Here is a 17973-nt window from a genome sequence, read left to right on the forward strand (position 1 = left end):
TTTTCCAAGCTCTCATCCGGAGCTTAAGAAAGCCTAACCAACTGGTGTCATTCTCGTGGCACGAGGGCGTTTCTTCCGGCGACGATCGCCGAGAGCGCATAGGCGTGTCGCGGCTCCATGCCGGCAAGGATCGCAGCGGCTGATGCCGGTTCCAGACGGGCCAGGAAGCCCGCGGCGAATTCCGGGGCCATTTCCGTGAAGACTCGGGCGGCTTCCTCAGCGCGCATGGCCTGGAAAACGCTGACCATACGGGTGATGTCGTCCTCGGCGGCGCGGTCGGCCTGGGCCATGGTCGATTGCAGTTCAGCCTCGGCGGTCTGCAGGGCCGCGATCTGTTCCTGCACGCGCGCCTGGGCGGCTTCCAGAAGGGCGGCACGTTCTTCAATCTGGGCTTCGCGCTCGGCCACCGCCCGCTCGCGCTCGCGAATCGCCAAGGAGAGCTGGGCATCGCTGACGGGGCTCGAGCGCAGGGGCGCGGGCTGACCCGGCGTCGCGCTGGCGGCGACAGGGATCGGCATCGGGTCCTGCGCCAGAGCCTCACTCACCGTCGGCACCAGTCGCAGGGTGCCGCCGGTCAGAAACAGCAGGGCGAGAATCGGCAGAACCCGCGCCCGGCTCCGCGGCGGGGCAAGGCGCGCACGGGGTTTGGCAGCCGCCTTCTGGGGCGCCTTGGCCTTGGCAGGGGCCGGTTGAGCCGCGGGCTGCGGCGCCGGCTGAGGGGCGGCTTGCGTTGGTGGCCGGCGGCGCGGGTGAACCTGCGCGGCCTCGGCCGGTGCGCCGCGCCGGGCGGCGCCTTCAGGGGGTTTGGGAAGCGACAGCATCACGCAACTCCAGCGCTGGAGCGACGCCGCACAACACGGGCGCGCGGAGCGGCATCGGCAAGGTCATCCTGCTCGAAATCATCCTCGGTCGCGCGCAGCGAAGCGCGCTTCACGGTGTTGGTCGGCCAGGCGGTCGGCGCACGCCCGGCCGGAGCGCGGCTGGCGCGCGGGGCGGGTGCCGCGGGGGCCGGAGCCGGCTCCTCTTCCGGCAGGTCGTGCATCGAGGCCAGCAGCAGTTCCAGCTTGCGAGAGACGGCTTCGGCGCGCATGGCCTGCGCATCGAGGCGTCCACCGGTTTGGCCGGCCGCGTCCTGCGCGGCGCGCAGCGAGCGGGTCAGATCGTCGACCTGCGCGGACAGAACGGCGATGGCGGATCCCATGCCCCCTTCCAGCGAGCCCAGCGCCTTCAGGCGGCGGGACAGGACGACACAATAGGCGGCGGCGCCAAGGGACGCGGCGGCAAGGATCAGGTCAGACACATATTCCATTGGTGCGGTCCCTTAGTTGAAGACGAATTCCATGATGAGAAGGTCGTTCACCATGCCGGGGCCGGTGACGATCTGGATGCGGCGCAGCATCTGGCCACGCAGGCGCAGCAGCGCCGAGGGTTCCTCCAGTTCAGGGGGATCCAGGGCGCGCAGGTAGATATTGATGACATCGGTGATGCGCGGCATCAGGTTGGTGACATTCGCGGCCTGTCCCGGTGCCACTTCCAGCTGGGCCGAAAAGCGCAGGTGCTGCGAGTTGCCGCGTTGCCCGAGGCTGACGATGATCGGCTGCATGGGCACGAAATTCGTTCCGCCCGCCGCGCCCGCTTCGCCATGCCCGTCTGCGGCGGCTTCGCCATGACCTTCGGCTGCAGGCGCGCCATGCGCATCTGCAGCGGGGGCTCCGTGGCCGTTATCAGCGGGGGCGCCATGGCCCTCTGCCGACGATTCGTTACCACCTCCGAGAACCGAGTCGAGCAGGCCCGAATAGGCGGCATAGAATCCCCCGCCACCACCGGCCAACAACATCACCAGCCCAATAATGAGCGGCAATTTCGATTTCTTTTCAGGTGTTTGGACTTCAGCTTCTGCAGTGGCCATGACGGATTCTTCCCCGGGTGGCAGATTCGATTTCTTCGATGTTCCGAGGATGTTTTTCGCACGATGTAGCTAACTGATTGTTAATCGAACTCCGTCAAAACTGGCCTCATCGGGACAGAAGGTCCGCGAAGGGGAATAAGTTGGAACAGCTCCTGTCGACATGGAACGCATTGGAACCGCGCCGACGGATTATCGCCGTTGTCGCAGCATTGGGTGTATTCGCCGCCGTCCTGGCTTTGACCAGGCTAGCCACGGCGCCGGGGATGTCCCTTCTTTACGCAGGGCTCGAGGGCGCGCAGGCTGGTGAAGTCGTGCAGGCGCTCGATCAGCGTGGCATTGCCTATGAGGTGCGAGGCGACGCGATCTACGTCGATTCGACCCAGCGCGATGAGACCCGCATGGCACTTGCCGCCCAGGGCCTACCGGCCAATTCCTCGACGGGATACGAGCTTCTGGACGGTCTGACCGGCTTCGGCACGACCGCACAGATGTTCGACGCCGCCTACTGGCGCGCGAAGGAAGGCGAGCTGGCACGCACGATCATGGCCAGCCCCCATATCCGATTCGCCCGCGTTCACCTTGCGCAGAGCGGCTCGCAGCCGTTCCGCCGTGACCAGCAATCCTCGGCATCCGTTACTGTGACCCCCGCGGGTCAGGCCCTGACGGCGCAACAGGCGCAGGCGCTGCGTTATCTGGTGTCCTCGGCTGTGCCGGGCATGCGCGCGGAAGATGTCGCGGTGATCGATTCGAACGGCGGCATGATTGTCGCCGAGGAAGACAGCCCCAACAGCCAGTCCGGTGATCGCGCCGAGCAGCTGCGCCACAATGTCGAGCGTCTGCTGGAGGCCCGCGTCGGCATCGGCCGCGCCGTGGTCGAAGTTAACGTCGACACCGTCACCGAACGCGAACTGATTACCGAGCGTCTTGTCGACCCCTCGAGCCGCGCGGCTGTCAGCCAGGAAACCGAACAGCGCAACAACACCTCGTCCGATAGCGGGGGGGCCGGTGTGACCGTCGCCTCGAACCTTCCGGACGGCCAGGCGTCGAACACCAGCGGCCAATCGCAAAGCCGCGAGCAGACCTCGCGTGAGCGCACCGCATGGGAAGTCAGCCAAACCAGCCGCGAAGTGGAGCGTCAGCCGGGTGCGATTCGCCGCCTGACCGTCGCGGTGCTCGTCGATGGTGTGCGCACGCTGGATGCCAATGGCGATCCGCAATGGACGGCCCGTCCGGATGACGAATTGACGGCGCTGCGCGATCTGGTGGCCTCGGCCGTCGGCTTCGACGAGGCGCGGGGCGATGTGATCACGCTGCGCTCGCTGCAGTTCGAACCGCTGCCGACCGATCTGGGCACCGCTGGCGCTGCCAGCTGGGTGAGCGCGCTGGACATGATGGGGCTGATCCGCCTCGGCGCGCTGGCGCTCGTCGCCCTGATCCTGGCGCTGTTCGTGCTGCGGCCGATCCTGAAAGGCTCGGGCGGGGCCAGCAACGGCGGCGCGGCCGCTTTGGAAGAGGATGATCCGATGGCCGGCTTTGCCCCGATGATTGCCATGAGCCCGGCGCTGACCGGTGAAATCGACAGCGACTTCGGGGGCGGCGGCGATGCCGATGAATCGGAAGATCCGGTCGAGCGCATGCGCCAGTTGATCGCCGAGCGGCAGGATGAAACCATGGAAATCCTCCGGAGCTGGATGGAAGAACCTGAGGAGCAGCGCTGATGTCTCATCCCCTCAAACTGGAGGTCTTCGAGACCCCGGACGCGCTGGTCGGCCCGTCGCTGATGATGCCCGAGGATATCGAGGATATTCGCCTCAACGCCTATGAAAAAGGCTATGTCGCGGGCTGGGAAGACAATGGCAAACAGGCCGATGCCGACGAGGCCACGCGCCGCGCCGCCATCGAGCGCCAGGTGGAGCAGCTGAGCTTCACCTACCATGAGGCGCGCGGCCATGTGCTGAAGTCCATCGAGCCGCTTCTGGGCGCAATGGTCGAAACCCTGCTGCCGGCGCTGGTGAAATCCACCATCGTGCCGCTGACCATCGAACAACTGCTGCCCTTGGCCCATGCGGCCTCGGAGCAACCCTTGACGCTTCGGGTGGGCCTCGGCTGCCGCGATGCGTTCGAAGACGCGCTCAAGGGGCAGATGTTGCCGCCGCTCGAGCTTGTCGAAACCGCCGACCTGGCAGAAGGCCAGGCGGAATTCGTGATGGGGGTGGCCGAGACGCGAATCGACCTGACCCATGCCGCCGAAACCATCGGCCGCGCCATCGACCGTTTCTATCAGATCCAGACCGAGGAGAACCTCCGTGCCTGATACCGCAGAAGCCACCCAGAACCTCGGTCGCAGCGCCTTTACGCAGGTGCCGATTGAGATCACCGTCGCCGTGGGCCGGGCCCGCCCGCTCGTGCGCGACCTGCTGCGGCTGCAGCGCGATTCGGTGCTGCCGCTGGACCGCCGGGTCGAGGATCCGGTCGAGCTCTATGTCGGCGACCGGCTCATCGCGCGCGGTGTGTTGGAAGAGCTGGAAGGCGATCAGGCGGGCCAGATGGCCGTGCGCCTGACCGAGGTTGCGGATCTGTCGGACGGGATCTGAGACCATGAAAACCCGTGCGGTTCTGGCGCTGCTTCTGGCAGCGGTTGTCCTCGGCTTGCCGATGGCAGCCGCCGCTCAGGAACTGACGCTCGACATGGGCGAGGGCGGCAGCCTGGCGGTGCGCTCGGCGCAGTTGCTGGTCCTGTTGACCCTGCTCAGCCTGGTGCCTGGTCTGATGATCATGGTCACCTGCTTCCCGTTCATCGTCACCGTGCTGGCGATCCTGCGGCAGGCGATCGGTCTGCAGCAATCGCCGCCGGGCATGCTGCTGACGACGCTGGCGCTGTTCCTGACCTACTTCGTCATGGACCCGGTGTTCACCGCGGCCTGGGAGACGGCAGTGGTGCCGTTGCAGAACGGCCAGATCGGGGTCGAGGATGCGGTCGTTCGGGCCATCGACCCGTTCCGCGCCTTCATGGCCGCGCGCACCGATCCGGACACTTGGGAAGGCCTCGCAGTCCTGCGCCCCGATCAGCCGGAATTCACGGCCGAGGGCCCGTTGTCGGTGATGATCCCGGCCTTCCTGCTGTCCGAGCTGAGCCACGCCTTCGAGGTCGGCTTCGTGATCTTCCTGCCGTTCCTGATCATCGACCTCGTCGTCGCCGCGGTGCTGATGTCGATGGGCATGATGATGGTGCCGCCAGCCGTGGTCTCGTTGCCGTTCAAGCTCGCGTTCTTCGTGGTGGCGGACGGCTGGACACTGGTCTCGGCCTCGCTGGTGCAAGGATACTTCTAGCGGGCCTCAGTGCCAGCTGACATCGCCGAGAAAGATATAGCCCGCGCCGTAGATTGTCTTGATCAGGCGCGGGTTTTTCGGATCTTCCCCCAGCTTTGCGCGCAGACGGGAGATCCGCACATCCATCGCCCGGTCGAAGCTTTCGCCCGCGGCACCGCCCAGTTGCTCCTGCATCTGCGTGCGCGAGATCAGGCGCTTCGGGGCCTCGAGGAACAGGCGCAGCACCTCGCCCTCGGCATGGCTGAAGGGCACCTCGGTCCCATCGTCGCCGACCAGCAGGTAGCGGTCGAATTGCGCTTCCCAGCCGTTGAACCGCGCGACCGAGCCGCCTTCATCCGGGGTCGGACGAGCCTTGCGCAGGCGGGCGCGGATGCGGGCGACGACCTCGGCGGGCTCGAAGGGTTTGATGATGTAATCGTCGGCGCCCAGCTCCAGCCCCGTCACCCGGTCCGACGTACCCGCGCGGCCCGAAATGATGATGATCGTCGCGCCTGATTCCAATGCCAGCCGGTGGACCAGCGCCAAGCCGTCACGGTCCGGCAATCCGAGGTCCACAAGGCAGACATCCGGGGCGGTGCGTTTCAGCGCGGCTTCGAATTCCGTGGCACGCGAATAGGTCGAGGTGCGGAACCCGGCATCCGTCAGCGCCTCGGCGAGGATGCGGCGGATCTCGGCCTCGTCGTCAAGGATCGCGACATGAGGCTGCGCGGCCGGGCTATGGGTCATCGGGGGCGCCTCCCTGCGGTCCGACTACGGTCTTGGCGATCACTGCGCGGCAAGGGCCGGAGGGCCCAAAGCACGCAGGAACGCCTCCAGATCGCCCGGATCGAAGGGCTTGGGCAAGAGGGGGAAGACCTCTGCGGCTTCGCGACGCAGCGTGTCATTGGCCGGAAGCGAGGTCATCAGCCCCATCGCCAGCCCCGGACGCGCCTGCTGCAGGCGGGTGAGCAGGGCAAAGCCCGTCTCGTCGCCCTTCAGCTGCACGTCCGACAGGATCAGCCCGATCTCGGGCAGGGTGGCCAAGGCCTCGGCATCAAGGGCGGTTTCGGCTTCGATCACCTGATGGCCCAAGCCGACCAGCATCTCGCGCACATGGGTGCGGATCTCGGGGCTGTCTTCGACCAGAAGGACCAGCCGGCTTTCGTCGGGCAGGGGCTCGGCCGCGGGGCGGAAGGGCAGGCGCAGCACCACGCGCGCCCCGCCGGACGCACGGTTGGCCAATCGGACCGAGCCCCCCGCCAAGGTCGCCTGATCGAAGACCATCGCCAGCCCCAGCCCGGACCCCTCGCCACCCTTGGTGGTGTAGAAGGGATCGAGCCCGCGCTTCAGCGCCTCGTCGGAAAAGCCGGGGCCGTCATCGTCGACGGTGATCTCCAGCCATGTGTCCAGTACCCGATGCGCGATCAGGCGGATCGCGCCGGGCATCGGTCCCATCGCGTCGCGGGCGTTGAGGATCAGGTTCAACAGCGCATCCTGTAGCGCGCCCTGATCCAGCATCACCAGCCCGAGGTCCGGCTCCAGCTCGATTGTCAGGCGCAGCCCGTCCGGCAGCGAGGGCGAGGCCATCATCCGCAGATCATCGAGCAGAGGCTCAAGGTCGGTGGGTTCCGGGCGCAGCACCCGCGCGCCCGAGATCTCGCCGATCCGGCGCAGCAAGGTGCCGCCGCGACGGACGGCGCCCTGCGTGGCGCGCACCAGCTCGGCACCCTCGGGCGGCATTTCCGGCAGGCGGGACAGGCGGTCCTGCAGGCCAAGGATGATCGTCAGAAGGTTGGCGAAATCATGCGCGAGGCCCGAGGTCAGCTGCGCGGCCAGCTCGCGCTTGCGGGTCTGCATCAGCGCCGCGCGGGCCTGCGTTTCGGCGGTGATGTCGGTCGACAGGATATAGACCCCGCCGCCCTTGCCATCGGTGCCGGGATCGGGCGTCAGCGCCACGCGGACCCGGCGGCCACTGTCTTCATGCGTGATCTCGCAGACCGCATTCTCGCCCGCCAGCGCGGTTTGCAGATGCGGCAGGATGCGCGCGAAGGTCACCGGGCCCAAGGCAACAGCGGCATGCAGCCCCACCACGCCTGAGGCCGGGGTGCCGGGCATGACACTGCTCAGCCGCCGGTTCGAATAGGTGTAGATCAGGTCGCGATTCACATGCGCGATATGGGCCGGCATCATCTCGGTCACGAGGCGGGTGCGGGCCTCCATCTCGGTCAGCTCGCGCTGGGTTTCGGCCAGCATCGCGTTGGTCGAGGCCAGCTGCCGGTTGGCCAGCCCGAGGCGCTGGGCATGGGCCACCAGCTGGCCGGACAGCTCCTCGGACCGGGCCTTGAGTAGCCGTTCCTGCAGCTTGATCTCGGTGATGTCGGTATAGACGGTGACCCAGCCACCCTGCGCCAGCGGCGCCCCCTCGACCGAGACCCAACGGCCATTGGCGCGCTCGCGCTCCATGTAATGCGGGCGGAAGGCGCGGGCGGTCTCGACGCGCAGGCGGACGGCCTCGTCCTCGTTCTCCTGCGGGCCGTATTCGCCGCGATTGACGAGGAAGCGGATCGTCTCCTCGAACGAGGCGCCGGGTTCGACCAGAGCGTCGGGAAGCCCGAACATCTGCTGGTAGCGCGGGTTGCAGACCGCAAGGCGCAGGTCGCTGTCAAAGATCGACAGGGCCTGCTGGATCAGGTTGAGGCCGGCTCGGGTCAGCTGCTGAATGGCATCGGGTTGCATGCGCGAACCCTAGCGCCGGGGCAGGCCGCGCGTCCAGCGTGCTGGCGGTTCAGTCCAGCGTCTCGCCGGGATCGAGGCCCCACAGCGCCGTCCGGTCGACCCAGCCGCGCACACCCTCGACGCTGAGCTGGCACCAGATCGGGTCGCAATGCATGATCCGTGCAACCACCCCGGTCTCCAGCCGCGCCACTTCGCTGGCGTCAGGCATCGGGTTCGAGCGCATCGCCACCATGTCCTGCGTCACCAGCACGGTGCGAACACCCGACAGCAGCGAATAATGGACCCAACCGCCTTCGCCCTCGGCATCCTCGACCCGGCGCCAATGTTCGAACTCGCCGGTCACGCGCAGGGGCAGGTCGCGATGGGTGAAGATCCAGTCGACGCGGTGGGTGTCCGACGGCCCGCGCCGTGCCCGCCCGCGGGAGGTCTTCAGCGAGACATAGCGCGGCATCGGCAGGCCCGTGACCGGTCCGACGGACCGTGTGGGCGCAGCCTCGGCGGTGGTGACGGAGACGGCAACGGGTGTCGCGCTTTCCTGCGCCTGCAGCAGCGCGGGCGCGAGAAGGATGGTCGTCGCAATGGCCGGGATTGCCCGGCGGAGGGCCTTAAACATGCTGTCCTGCCCGGCCCGCTTGCGCGGGTCTCGTTTTCGCCACAGCCGCCCCGATTGGTCTTTGCGCAATTTTATTTCGCGTGGGGTCGTGCGGATGGCTTGTGCCTCGGTTCGCTCTGCGCCACTTTGCCAGCACGCGGCCTGATTTGAAAGACCCCAGGAGGTTCCCATGCCCCTCAAGCGCCTGAGTGTTGTCGTTACGCGACGCTTGCCCGATCCGGTGGAGACGCGGCTGAAGGAGTTGTTCGACGCCGAGCTGCGCGACGACGACACGCCGATGTCCCGTGACGAGCTGGTGGCAGCGATGGCGCGCGCCGATGTGCTGGTGCCGACGCTGGCTGATCATATCGACGCGGGCATGCTGGGGGGCGCCGGCGAGCGGTTGAAATTGATCGCGAATTACGGCGCGGGCGTCGATCATATCGACGTCGCCTCGGCCCGTCAGCGCGGCATTCTGGTGTCGAACACGCCCGGTGTCGTGACCGAGGATACGGCCGACATGACGCTGGCCCTGATGCTCGCCGTCACCCGCCGCATCCCCGAGGGGCTGTCCGAGATGCAGGCCGGAAATTGGCGCGGCTGGTCGCCGATGACGCATCTGGGCAGCCGGATCGGCGGCAAACGGCTGGGGATCCTCGGGATGGGGCGCATCGGTCAGGCCGTGGCGCGCCGCGCGCAGGCTTTCGGCATGCAGATCCACTATCACAACCGCAAGCGCCTGCGGCCCGAGATCGAGGCGCCGCTGGAGGCGACCTATTGGGAGAGCCTCGACCAGATGGTCGCGCGGATGGATGTCATCTCGATCAACTGCCCGCACACGCCCTCGACCTTCCATCTGATGAACGCGCGGCGGCTGAAGCTGATGAAGCCGAATTCGGTGATCGTGAATACCTCGCGTGGCGAGGTGATCGACGAGAATGCGCTGACCCGGATGCTGCGCGCGGGCGATATCGCCGGGGCGGCGCTGGACGTCTACGAGCGCGGCGCCGAGGTGAACCCGCGGCTGCGTGAGCTGCCCAATGTCGTGCTGCTGCCGCATATGGGCTCGGCCACGCTGGAGGGCCGGATCGAGATGGGCGAGAAGGTGATCCTCAACATCAAGACCTTCGCCGACGGGCATCGGCCGCCGGATCAGGTGCTGCCGGGGATGCTGTGAGACCGGCCCGGCCGGGTTCCGGGCGGTGGGGTTTCTTGAGTATTTGCAACAAGGTGAGAGGGGCGCGGTTCAGCGCACCCTCAGGGCGGGGTTCTGATCCGGGGCGCGGAGTGTGCCGATGCGGGCGGCTGTGTAGCCGGAGTCGGTGAGGGCTGTCAGGAGAGTTTCGACTTCGGTTTCCGGCACGGCGGCGAGGAGGCCGCCAGCGGTTTGCGGATCAAAGAGCAGGGCGGCGCGCGGGATTTGGGGCGCGGCGATGCGACCCAGCAGGGCGGCGCGGTTGGCGGGCATGATTGTCGAAGCGACGCCCGCGACAGCGAGGTCTTCGGCGCCCTCGAACAGCGACACGGCAGCGAGGTCGAGATCGGCGGAGAGGTTTGAGGCGCGCAGCATCTCGTCGAGATGGCCGGCAAGGCCGAAGCCCGTCACATCGGTCATCGCCTTGGCATGGGGCGACAAGATCGCGGCGGCGCGGCCCTGCGGTTGCGTGAGATAGGGCCAGAGGGCGGCCACCGTCCGGCCCGGCGCCTGTTTCAGCATCTCGGCGGCGAGGATCGTGCCCGAGCCGATCGGCTTCGTCAGGATCAGCGCATCGCCCGCCGCAGCCCCGCCCTTGGTCAGCACCTTCGGCCCGGCGAGCCCGGTCCCCGTCACCCCCACCGTCAGCTCGGCCCCGGGCGTGGTATGGCCGCCCGCGATGCTGGCGCCGGCGTCGCGCAGCCCCTCGGCCACGCCCGCCATGATCTCGGCCAGCATGCGCTCCTGCAGGGGTTCGGACTGGCGGGGCAGGATCAGGCTGACGAGGGCGGCCTGCGGCTCGGCCCCCATCGCCCAGCAATCGCCGAGGGCATGGACCGTGGCGATCTTGGCCATGAGATACGGGTCCTCGGTGAAGGCCCGCAGATGGTCGGTGGCGATCACCTGCCGCGCGCCGCCGCCCTGCAGCACCGCCGCATCATCGCCCGCGCCGAGTTCCACCGTGCCCTGGGCTGCGAGGCCGTGAAGTGCGTGGCGCAGGGCATCGGGCCCGACCTTGGCGCCGCAACCGCCGCACATGGGCTTCTCACCGATAGCTTCAACGAGCCCCAGCGCGTGATGGCGGGGCAGGGGATCGGCCTTCATCGCGGGCAGCGCGTGGAACATGCGCATGAACTTCTGGTCGATGCGATCCTTCAGCCGCCACATCGCGCGCCCGTGCAGCGGCAGGCCCCATTTGTCGGCCAAAGCCTCCTTGCCGCCCAGCGAGATCAGCTTCAGGTAATCGCGCTGAGGCTGGTAGGCCCGTAGCGGCGTGCCACTCAGGGCCGCGCGCAGGTTGTGGAAGAGGATCGGCGCCTGCCGGACGGCGAAGACCCCGGCCTTGGGGCGCGGGCTTTCGACCATATGCGCGCAATCGCCGACGGCGAAGATCTCGGGATGCGAGGTCGAACGCAGCTGCGGGTCGACGCTGATATAGCCTTCGGTCAGGTGCAGACCGGTAGCGGACAGCCAGTCTTGCGGACGGCTGCCTGCCGCGCCGAGGGTGAAATCGGAGGGCAGGCGGGTGCCGTCGGACAGGATCACCGCATCGGCCGTAACCTCCTGGGCGTCAGTCCGCTCACGCAGTGTGATCCCACGCGCGGCCAAAAGGCCCAGCAGATACGTCCGGGCGGCCTGGCCGAGATGGGGCAGGGCGGTCTCGCGCTCCAGCACCGTCACCTGTGCCGAGGGCAGTCGATGCTGCATGGCGAGCGCCAGCTCGATCCCGCCCACCCCCGCGCCGAGCACGGTGATCCGAGGTGCCTCGGGCGGGGAGGCGGCGAAGGCCTCCCAGCGCTGGGCATAGGCGCCGAGCGGTTTGGCGGCAGTGGCGTGGGCTGCGAAGCCAGGAAGCGCCGGCAGGTCCGAAGTGATGCCGACATCAACCGACGCTATGTCGAACGCCACTGGCGGGCGGCCCGGCACCGTGACGGTCTTGGCCTCGGGATCAATCCCCGTCGCGCGCCCCAGAATCAGCCGCGCGCCCGCATGCCGCGCCAGCTTCACGAGGTCCATCTCCAGATCCCCGCGCTGGTAGTGCCCGGCGATCAGGCCCGGCAACATCCCCGTGTAGGGCGCGGTCGGATTGGGATCGATCAGCGTCAGCCGCGCGCCTGCCAGCGGGTTCATCGCCCAGCGCAGCAGCACCAGCGCATGGGCATGGCCGCCGCCGACAAGCACGAGATCACGGGTCTGAGGTAGGGTCTGCATGAGGCCTCCGCTGCTGCGATCAGCTTTAGCGCGCAGGCGCCGATCAGGCGAGGAGACATTGCGTCGCCTCTCGTGTCGATTTCCCTCTTGACCCTGTCTTTGGCCTCCCATAGGAAGCCGTCAGTCCGCAGCCGAATGGCTTTGGCAGCGTGGCGGAGTAGCTCAGTTGGTTAGAGCAGCGGAATCATAATCCGCGTGTCGGGGGTTCAAGTCCCTCCTCCGCTACCATCCTTCCCTTGCAAGAAAATGTGTCGAGTAAACCCTACGCCAGGGTGACACAGGCTGATGGCAGCCTCCAGTCTGACAGGGATCAGAGCCGCGCAAGTCCCTCGCACATCTTAGATCATTCGGCCTTGGCGCCGGGACGCCCAAACCATTCGATGTTGGAAGCCGCTCTCTTCGTGCGGGACTGACGCATCGCAGGCATGGAGCGACGCACCATCGCCGATCCATGCCTTACTCGCAGCCGTTCGCTCAGGACAGCGTGACGCCGTTCGATGTGATCAGGCGCACGGGCGGCGTCGCGCCATTCGCGCCGATGGCACCGGTCGGGTGCTCCGAGCGCACGTCGTTCCGGCGGAACCGGGCAGGGCGTGCGGCGGGGTCAGCCGGGCGGGGCGTGCGCAGACGCTCGGCCTTGGGAATGACGGTGAAATCAGGGCTGCGATTCAGCTCGTCCCAGTTGCGCGGCCAGTCGGTCGCCGCAGGGGCCCCTTGGCCCGCGCGCGGCGCGCCCTCGGCGCCCGACAATGCCCAAGCTTCAACCCTGCGTTTCTGCAATTCCTGCGTGATGACGATCCCTGCCGCGTCCAGCGCGGTCGCCGAGGCCGTCAATCCGTTTTCGTCCGCGAAATCCTGAAGATCACGTAAGACGTTGATAATCCACTCTGTATCCATGCCAGTCATGCCTGCCTCATGCTCTTTTCTCGCGCCTTCTGCTCTGCGAGTGAGGCGCGTTATGAGTAACATCTATTTGACCGATGCGCGTCTGGGAAGCACTTATCCACAACCGAGGCGCGAAGCCCGGTGCGTGATGCGTCCGTGCTACAGGCGCGAGTTGCTGCCGCGCGCGCTCGCGCAACAGTTGCGGTGTCAAGGGGCGTGGGCGACCAGCACATCCGAGGGCGGGGCCCGCATCAGATCGCGCGCATAGGGGTCCAGCGTGGTGCCGCCGGCATGGCCATGAGCGCCGACGCACAGCAGATCCGCCGACAGCTCGGCATGGCGATAGGCGAGGACCTGATGAACTCCGCCGGGAATGATCTCGGGCGGCTCGGCAAGGGGCGGCAATCCGGGGGTGGCGAGGAAGGCCTCTCGCGCGGCCTCGGCGCGGGCCATGGCGGCCTCGGCGTCGCGGCCCAGCGGCACCTGCAGGGCGTGAATCGCGTGGAACTCGGCCTGCGGCGCGACGCGCGCGGCCGTGATCAAGGCGGCGGCCGAGGCCGGTGAGAAATCCGTGGCCAGCAGCACTTGCGCATAGGGCTTTTGCGCCGGGTCGCGGGCGATCAGGACGGGGCAGGGCGAGGTCAGGACGATCCGCTCCATGGTCGTCAGGCGCAAGAGGTCCAGCACCCGGCGTTCGCGGTGCAGGCCCAGCACGATCAGCCCGGCTTCCTCGGCTTCAGCCAGTGCGGCCAGCGCGGTCCCGGCGTCGCCCGACAACAGGCGGACGCCGTCGGCACCGGCCTCGGCGGCGAGAGCGTGGAGCTCGGCCTCGGTCTCGGCCAGCGGCGGGCGCTTCTTGCCCTCGGGCGGCGCGACATGGGCCAGCAGCACCTGCGCGCCGGGGCTTTGCGCCAACTGGCGCGCACGGGCCGGCACTTGGGCCGAGCGCTCGGTCAGGTCGGTTGCGGCGATGACGGACGCGAAGGGCATGGCGTTACTCGGACTGCGGCGTGCGATCGGCACGATAACCCGGCCGGTCGCGAAGGCGCGAGAGGATTTCAGGGTTAAGATCGGCGCCGGGATGCGCCCGCTGCTCGAGGCCCGGAAAAGCGGCACGCAGCGGGGCGGCGAGATCCTCGGGCAGGCGGGTCACGACCGAGGGGCAGACCATCAGGCTCTCGCAGGGGACGCCTTCGGCATAGATCACTTCATGCGCGTCGAACACCAATGAGAAATAATCGACATAGCCACCCTCGCGCCGGACGATGGCTTGCCCATCGACGAGGTGGCGCGCCTGCACCAGCAGCTCGGCGGCCCCCGTCACGGCGCGGGCATCGCGGCGATAGAGGAACAGCCGGTGATGCGGGCTGACGCTGAGGGCGCCGGGATTGCCCATCACGCCGGGCAGGACGGTGACGGGGGCAAAGCCCCCCTCGGCCCTGAGGGTCACATCGCCCTTCCAGCGCAGGGCCTGCGCGCCGTGATCGCGGGTGATGACCGTGTCGCCGGGTTGCAGATCCTCGACCGGGACTTGCCGCCCATCGGCCATGGCGATGCGGGTGCCGCGGGCAAAGGCCCCGGCGACGATATCGGCCAGCCGGATCGGGCCGGGCGCTTCGTCGATGGCGATCAGGCTGTAGGTCAGACGCAGGCGCAGCGGCGACAGCGGCAGGGCCACCCTTTGCGCGGGCAGGGCCAGCACCAGAACCTCCACCAGATCGCCATCGGGGGCCATCAGGGACAGCCGGCCCTCCAGCTGCACGGCGTCTCCGGGCTGGCCGGCTTCGCTGCCCGGAGCGAGGCGCCCGCCCTCGGCCGTTTGGTCCAGGGCCAGCATCAGGGTCAGCGCGCTGTCTTCTTCCAGCCGGTAATAGTCGCCGCAGATGCTGTCGCCGGGCGCGGGCAGCTGATCGCCGGCATTGGCGCCGGACAAGACTCGCAGGGCCGAGGCCGGGATCACCGTCACCGCATGCGCGGTACTGGCGCCGGGCATGTCGGGGGGCGAGGCGGCGGCCATGAGCAAGTCCTTGAAAGCGCGGGGGAGGGGTTCGGGTCCGGCGCCGATCTTACGGGGCGGGCGGAGGGCGCGTCAATCGGCCCGGGTTGTGGCGGCAACCTTGGGGCGGGACGTTGCCGGAGGCAGGGTCGGGTGTTACCTCTGCCGCATCTGACAGGAGGGACGACATGGATCTGGGGATCAAGGGGAAGCGCGCGCTGGTCTGCGCCTCGTCGAAGGGTTTGGGCAAAGGCTGCGCCGAGGCGCTGGCCGATGCCGGTTGCACGCTGGTGCTGAACGCCCGCGGTGCCGAGGCGCTGGAAGCGACGGCGGCAGACATCCGCGCGAAATACGGCGTCGAGGTGATCGCCGTTGCCGCCGATATCACCACCGACGAGGGTCGCGCGAAGGTGCTTGAGGCCGCGGGTCAGATCGACATCCTTGTGACCAATGCCGGCGGCCCGCCCCCGGGGATGTGGACCGACTGGACGCGCGACGATTTCATCAAGGCGCTCGATGCCAACATGCTGACGCCGATCGCGCTGATGCAGGCCGCTCTGCCGGGCATGATGGAGCGCGGCTGGGGCCGGGTGGTCAACATCACCTCGCAGGCCGTGAAGGCGCCGATCGGCGTGCTGGGGCTGTCGAACTCGGCCCGGACGGGTCTGACGGGCTTCGTCGCCGGTACCTCGCGTCAGGTCGCGGGTTCGGGGGTGACGATCAACAACCTGCTGCCGGGCATCCATGCCACCGACCGGGCGGTCTCGCTGGATACGGGCGTGGCCAAGGCGCAGGGCAAGTCGCTGGACGAGGCCCGCAAGCAGCGTGAGGCGACCATTCCCGCCGGACGCTATGGCACGGCCGAGGAATTCGGCGCTGCCTGTGCCTTCCTGTGCAGCCAGCATGCGGGCTTCATCGTCGGGCAGAACCTGTTGCTCGATGGCGGCGGGATCAACACCACGCTTTGAGGTCACTAAGGGGGGCTCTGCCCCCCTCGCCCTGCGGGCTCACCCCCCCGGGATATTTGCAGCACAAAGACGGGGCGGGCGCCTTGCTGCGACTTCAGGCGCATGGTCTAGTGCGCGAAAACGAGGGACTGGACATGCCCCATTTCACCGCCCCTGACGGCGCGCAGCTTTTCTATACTGACGAAGGCCATGGCATTCCGCTGCTCTGCCTTGCTGGCCTTACGCGCAATGGCAGCGATTTCGACTACATGGCGCCGCATCTGCCGCCCTTGCGGTTGATCCGTCTCGATTATCGCGGGCGCGGCAAATCCGATTGGACCGGGGCCGAGACCTATACCATCGTGCAGGAAGGCGCCGATGTGCTGGCGTTGCTGGATCATCTGGGGCTGGAGAGCGCGGCGATCCTCGGGACCTCGCGCGGGGGGCTGATCGGCATGTATCTGTCGGCCGTGGCGCCGGACCGGGTGCGGGGGCTGATCCTCAACGATGTGGGGCCGGTGATCGACCCGCTGGGGCTGTCGCGCATCGGCGATTACATCGGGCGCACGCCGGTCGTGCATTCCTATGCCGCCATGGCGGTGGCTCTAGAGCATGTGATGGACGGGTTCGACGCGCCGCCCTCGCGCTGGATGGAAGAGGCGAAGAAGCACTACATCCTGACCGATCAGGGCCTCGATCTGAACTACGACCCGGCGCTGCGCACGGCCTTCCTTGAGGCGATGAAGCAGCCCGCCGCCGATGCCTGGCCGCTGTTCGAAGCCTGCAAGGACAAGCCGCTGGCGCTGATCCGCGGCGCGAATTCCGACCTTCTGACGCAGGCGACCGCCGACGAGATGGCCGCCCGCGCCCCTGAGATGATCTACGAGGAAGTCCCCGACCGGGGGCATATCCCCTTCCTCGACGAACCCGAGGCGCTGAGCGCCATCCACCGTTTTCTGGGCCTTCTGATATGACCGACATCCATCTAATCGACGCCGCCGCCCGCCGCCTTGAAGGCGAGGCGCGCCGTACGCCGCTGCTGTCCTCGCCGTTCCTCGACGAAATCGCCGGGCGGCCGCTCTTCGTGAAGGCCGAATGCCTGCAGCATACGGGATCCTTCAAGTTTCGCGGCGCGTGGAATGCCGTGTCCGCGCTGCGCGAGGCCGGGGATGTGAAGGGCGTCATCGCCTTCTCGTCGGGCAACCATGCGCAGGGCGTGGCACTGGCGGCAAAGCGGCAGGGCTTGCCCGCGGTCATCATCATGCCGGCCGACGCGCCGGCCATCAAGATCGCCAACACCCGTGCCCTGGGGGCCGAGGTGGTGGAATTCGACCGTGCGACCGAAGACCGGGACGAGATCGGCGCGCGGCTGTCGGCCGAGCGGGGCCTCGCGCTGGTCAAGCCCTTCGACATGGCCGAGGTCATCGCGGGCCAAGGGACCGTCGGGCTGGAAATCGCCGAGCAGGCGGGCGAGTTGGGGATCGACAGCGCGCGGGTGCTGGTGCCCTGTGGCGGCGGCGGGCTGACCTCGGGCATCGCGGTGGCTTTGGCCGCGCGCGCGCCGGGCTTCACTGTCCATCCCTGCGAGCCCGAGGATTTCGACGATGTCGCGCGCTCGCAAGCCGCGGGGCAGCGGGTGCGCAACCAGCGGCTCGCGGGCTCGATCTGTGACGCGATCATCACGCCGGAGGCCGGCGACCTGACCTGGCCCCTGATGCGCGATCTGTGCGGGCCGGGGCAGGTGGTGACGGAAGACGAGGCGCTGCGCGCGATGGCGTTGGCGCATGACCGACTGAAGATCGTGCTGGAGCCGGGCAGCGCCGTGGCTTTGGCGGCGGCGCTGTTCCATGCGGGCAAGCTGGAGGGCGACGCCCCTCTGATCGCCGTCGCGTCGGGCGGGAATGTCGACCGGGCGATGATGATCCGCGCGCTTCAGGCATGAGCCTGCCGGACCTCAGCCCGCGCGCCGAACCCGGTGCGCGGCTGGCCGTCCGGGCGACCCCGCGCGCCAAACGCGATGCCATCGAGGATGGCGATCCGATCCGGGTCTGGGTGACCGCGCCCGCCGATCAGGGGCGCGCGAACGAGGCCGTGCGCAAGCTGTTGGCCAAGGCCATGGGCGTCGCGCCCACGCGCCTGACTCTGCTGCGGGGCCAGACGGCGCGTGACAAGCTGTTCCAGCTGGACTGAGGG

Annotated in this window: 19 protein-coding genes and 1 tRNA gene; 10 read left to right on the forward strand and 10 right to left on the reverse strand. The window is 68.1% G+C overall.

What is annotated here, in order from left to right:
• Window positions 1-47: 47 nt before the first annotated feature.
• The 3 genes from BCY78_RS25265 to BCY78_RS13085 are packed head-to-tail and all read right to left on the reverse strand — an operon-like array spanning window position 48 to window position 1909.
• A complete protein-coding gene (locus BCY78_RS25265) occupies window positions 48-821 on the reverse strand; it encodes a MotE family protein (RefSeq protein ID WP_139103165.1) in 774 nt (257 codons plus the stop codon).
• Window positions 821-1309 (reverse strand): hypothetical protein, encoded by a 489-nt coding sequence (locus BCY78_RS25860; RefSeq protein WP_068302532.1) that lies wholly within the window; start codon window positions 1307-1309, stop codon window positions 821-823. The genes BCY78_RS25265 and BCY78_RS25860 overlap by 1 nt, the downstream gene beginning before the upstream one ends.
• 12 nt (window positions 1310-1321) lie before the next feature.
• Window positions 1322-1909, reverse strand: a complete 588-nt coding sequence (locus BCY78_RS13085; RefSeq protein ID WP_068302535.1) for a flagellar basal body-associated FliL family protein — start codon at window positions 1907-1909, stop codon at window positions 1322-1324.
• 140 nt (window positions 1910-2049) lie between these two features.
• Between BCY78_RS13085 and fliF the strand changes: the two genes are divergently transcribed.
• From fliF to fliP, 4 genes are read left to right on the forward strand one after another with little or no spacing between them, the layout of a single operon-like run.
• Window positions 2050-3627 (forward strand): flagellar basal-body MS-ring/collar protein FliF, encoded by a 1578-nt coding sequence (fliF, locus tag BCY78_RS13090; protein ID WP_068302537.1) that lies wholly within the window; start codon window positions 2050-2052, stop codon window positions 3625-3627.
• Entirely contained in the window at window positions 3627-4223 is a 597-nt protein-coding gene (locus BCY78_RS13095; protein WP_068302540.1) for a hypothetical protein, read from the forward strand. The genes fliF and BCY78_RS13095 overlap by 1 nt, the downstream gene beginning before the upstream one ends.
• Window positions 4216-4503: a FliM/FliN family flagellar motor C-terminal domain-containing protein gene (locus BCY78_RS13100; protein WP_068302543.1), complete on the forward strand. Its 288-nt coding sequence runs from the start codon at window positions 4216-4218 to the stop codon at window positions 4501-4503. The genes BCY78_RS13095 and BCY78_RS13100 overlap by 8 nt, the downstream gene beginning before the upstream one ends.
• A gap of 4 nt (window positions 4504-4507) precedes the next feature.
• Entirely contained in the window at window positions 4508-5239 is a 732-nt protein-coding gene (gene fliP, locus BCY78_RS13105) for a flagellar type III secretion system pore protein FliP (RefSeq protein ID WP_068302546.1), read from the forward strand.
• A 6-nt stretch (window positions 5240-5245) separates the two neighbouring features.
• Here fliP and BCY78_RS13110 read toward each other — a convergent pair whose 3' ends face one another.
• Genes BCY78_RS13110 through BCY78_RS13120 form a run of 3 tightly spaced genes read right to left on the reverse strand, consistent with a single transcriptional unit; the run spans window position 5246 to window position 8567 of the window.
• The gene (locus tag BCY78_RS13110) at window positions 5246-5965 is read right to left on the reverse strand and encodes a response regulator transcription factor (protein ID WP_068302549.1); all 720 of its coding nucleotides are present in this window, start codon (window positions 5963-5965) and stop codon (window positions 5246-5248) included.
• A gap of 39 nt (window positions 5966-6004) precedes the next feature.
• Complete coding sequence (locus tag BCY78_RS13115; RefSeq protein ID WP_068302551.1) at window positions 6005-7954, reverse strand: PAS-domain containing protein; 1950 nt, start codon at window positions 7952-7954, stop codon at window positions 6005-6007.
• Window positions 7955-8003: 49 nt separating this feature from the next.
• Complete coding sequence (locus tag BCY78_RS13120) at window positions 8004-8567, reverse strand: SH3 domain-containing protein (protein WP_068302553.1); 564 nt, start codon at window positions 8565-8567, stop codon at window positions 8004-8006.
• 169 nt (window positions 8568-8736) lie between these two features.
• On the opposite strand from BCY78_RS13120, the gene BCY78_RS13125 reads away from it, so the two are divergent.
• A complete protein-coding gene (locus BCY78_RS13125; RefSeq protein WP_068302556.1) occupies window positions 8737-9723 on the forward strand; it encodes a D-glycerate dehydrogenase in 987 nt (328 codons plus the stop codon).
• A 69-nt stretch (window positions 9724-9792) separates the two neighbouring features.
• Here BCY78_RS13125 and selD read toward each other — a convergent pair whose 3' ends face one another.
• On the reverse strand, window positions 9793-11952 hold the full coding sequence (gene selD, locus BCY78_RS13130; protein WP_068302559.1) for a selenide, water dikinase SelD: 2160 nt from the start codon (window positions 11950-11952) through the stop codon (window positions 9793-9795).
• Between the two features lie 151 nt (window positions 11953-12103).
• Between selD and BCY78_RS13135 the strand changes: the two genes are divergently transcribed.
• Window positions 12104-12180: transfer RNA gene (locus BCY78_RS13135), tRNA-Met, on the forward strand.
• A 246-nt stretch (window positions 12181-12426) separates the two neighbouring features.
• On the opposite strand, the gene BCY78_RS13140 is transcribed toward BCY78_RS13135, so the two are convergent.
• The 3 genes from BCY78_RS13140 to BCY78_RS13150 all read right to left on the reverse strand — a co-directional run bounded on the left by BCY78_RS13140 (window position 12427) and on the right by BCY78_RS13150 (window position 14854).
• Entirely contained in the window at window positions 12427-12858 is a 432-nt protein-coding gene (locus tag BCY78_RS13140) for a hypothetical protein (protein ID WP_068302561.1), read from the reverse strand.
• A gap of 186 nt (window positions 12859-13044) precedes the next feature.
• Complete coding sequence (locus tag BCY78_RS13145) at window positions 13045-13827, reverse strand: universal stress protein (protein WP_068302564.1); 783 nt, start codon at window positions 13825-13827, stop codon at window positions 13045-13047.
• Window positions 13828-13831: 4 nt separating this feature from the next.
• On the reverse strand, window positions 13832-14854 hold the full coding sequence (locus tag BCY78_RS13150) for a Hint domain-containing protein (RefSeq protein WP_139103166.1): 1023 nt from the start codon (window positions 14852-14854) through the stop codon (window positions 13832-13834).
• Between the two features lie 167 nt (window positions 14855-15021).
• Here BCY78_RS13150 and BCY78_RS13155 point away from each other — a divergent pair, with 167 nt between their 5' ends.
• The 4 genes from BCY78_RS13155 to BCY78_RS13170 all read left to right on the forward strand — a co-directional run bounded on the left by BCY78_RS13155 (window position 15022) and on the right by BCY78_RS13170 (window position 17970).
• Window positions 15022-15801: an SDR family oxidoreductase gene (locus BCY78_RS13155; protein ID WP_068302568.1), complete on the forward strand. Its 780-nt coding sequence runs from the start codon at window positions 15022-15024 to the stop codon at window positions 15799-15801.
• A gap of 134 nt (window positions 15802-15935) precedes the next feature.
• Entirely contained in the window at window positions 15936-16754 is an 819-nt protein-coding gene (locus BCY78_RS13160) for an alpha/beta fold hydrolase (protein WP_068302571.1), read from the forward strand.
• A complete protein-coding gene (locus BCY78_RS13165; RefSeq protein WP_068302575.1) occupies window positions 16751-17722 on the forward strand; it encodes a threonine/serine dehydratase in 972 nt (323 codons plus the stop codon). The genes BCY78_RS13160 and BCY78_RS13165 overlap by 4 nt, the downstream gene beginning before the upstream one ends.
• Window positions 17719-17970 (forward strand): DUF167 domain-containing protein, encoded by a 252-nt coding sequence (locus tag BCY78_RS13170; protein WP_068302579.1) that lies wholly within the window; start codon window positions 17719-17721, stop codon window positions 17968-17970. The genes BCY78_RS13165 and BCY78_RS13170 overlap by 4 nt, the downstream gene beginning before the upstream one ends.
• Window positions 17971-17973 lie beyond the last annotated feature (3 nt).

This window comes from Pararhodobacter sp. CCB-MM2 (assembly GCF_001691415.1).
Lineage (GTDB): Bacteria > Pseudomonadota > Alphaproteobacteria > Rhodobacterales > Rhodobacteraceae > Pararhodobacter.

Bases quoted from the DNA above. Each gene is read 5' to 3' on its own strand.
- BCY78_RS13140 (WP_068302561.1), bottom strand. From the start codon at position 12,858: ATGACTGGCATGGATACAGAGTGGATTATCAACGTCTTACGTGATCTT.
- BCY78_RS13125 (WP_068302556.1), top strand. From the start codon at position 8,737: ATGCCCCTCAAGCGCCTGAGTGTTGTCGTTACGCGACGCTTGCCCGAT.
- BCY78_RS13145 (WP_068302564.1), bottom strand. From the start codon at position 13,827: ATGCCCTTCGCGTCCGTCATCGCCGCAACCGACCTGACCGAGCGCTCG.
- BCY78_RS13160 (WP_068302571.1), top strand. From the start codon at position 15,936: ATGCCCCATTTCACCGCCCCTGACGGCGCGCAGCTTTTCTATACTGAC.
- BCY78_RS13150 (WP_139103166.1), bottom strand. From the start codon at position 14,854: ATGGCCGCCGCCTCGCCCCCCGACATGCCCGGCGCCAGTACCGCGCAT.
- BCY78_RS25860 (WP_068302532.1), bottom strand. From the start codon at position 1,309: ATGGAATATGTGTCTGACCTGATCCTTGCCGCCGCGTCCCTTGGCGCC.
- fliP (WP_068302546.1), top strand. From the start codon at position 4,508: ATGAAAACCCGTGCGGTTCTGGCGCTGCTTCTGGCAGCGGTTGTCCTC.
- BCY78_RS13165 (WP_068302575.1), top strand. From the start codon at position 16,751: ATGACCGACATCCATCTAATCGACGCCGCCGCCCGCCGCCTTGAAGGC.
- BCY78_RS25265 (WP_139103165.1), bottom strand. From the start codon at position 821: ATGCTGTCGCTTCCCAAACCCCCTGAAGGCGCCGCCCGGCGCGGCGCA.
- BCY78_RS13115 (WP_068302551.1), bottom strand. From the start codon at position 7,954: ATGCAACCCGATGCCATTCAGCAGCTGACCCGAGCCGGCCTCAACCTG.
- BCY78_RS13110 (WP_068302549.1), bottom strand. From the start codon at position 5,965: ATGACCCATAGCCCGGCCGCGCAGCCTCATGTCGCGATCCTTGACGAC.
- BCY78_RS13085 (WP_068302535.1), bottom strand. From the start codon at position 1,909: ATGGCCACTGCAGAAGCTGAAGTCCAAACACCTGAAAAGAAATCGAAA.
- selD (WP_068302559.1), bottom strand. From the start codon at position 11,952: ATGCAGACCCTACCTCAGACCCGTGATCTCGTGCTTGTCGGCGGCGGC.
- BCY78_RS13170 (WP_068302579.1), top strand. From the start codon at position 17,719: ATGAGCCTGCCGGACCTCAGCCCGCGCGCCGAACCCGGTGCGCGGCTG.
- BCY78_RS13120 (WP_068302553.1), bottom strand. From the start codon at position 8,567: ATGTTTAAGGCCCTCCGCCGGGCAATCCCGGCCATTGCGACGACCATC.
- BCY78_RS13155 (WP_068302568.1), top strand. From the start codon at position 15,022: ATGGATCTGGGGATCAAGGGGAAGCGCGCGCTGGTCTGCGCCTCGTCG.
- BCY78_RS13095 (WP_068302540.1), top strand. From the start codon at position 3,627: ATGTCTCATCCCCTCAAACTGGAGGTCTTCGAGACCCCGGACGCGCTG.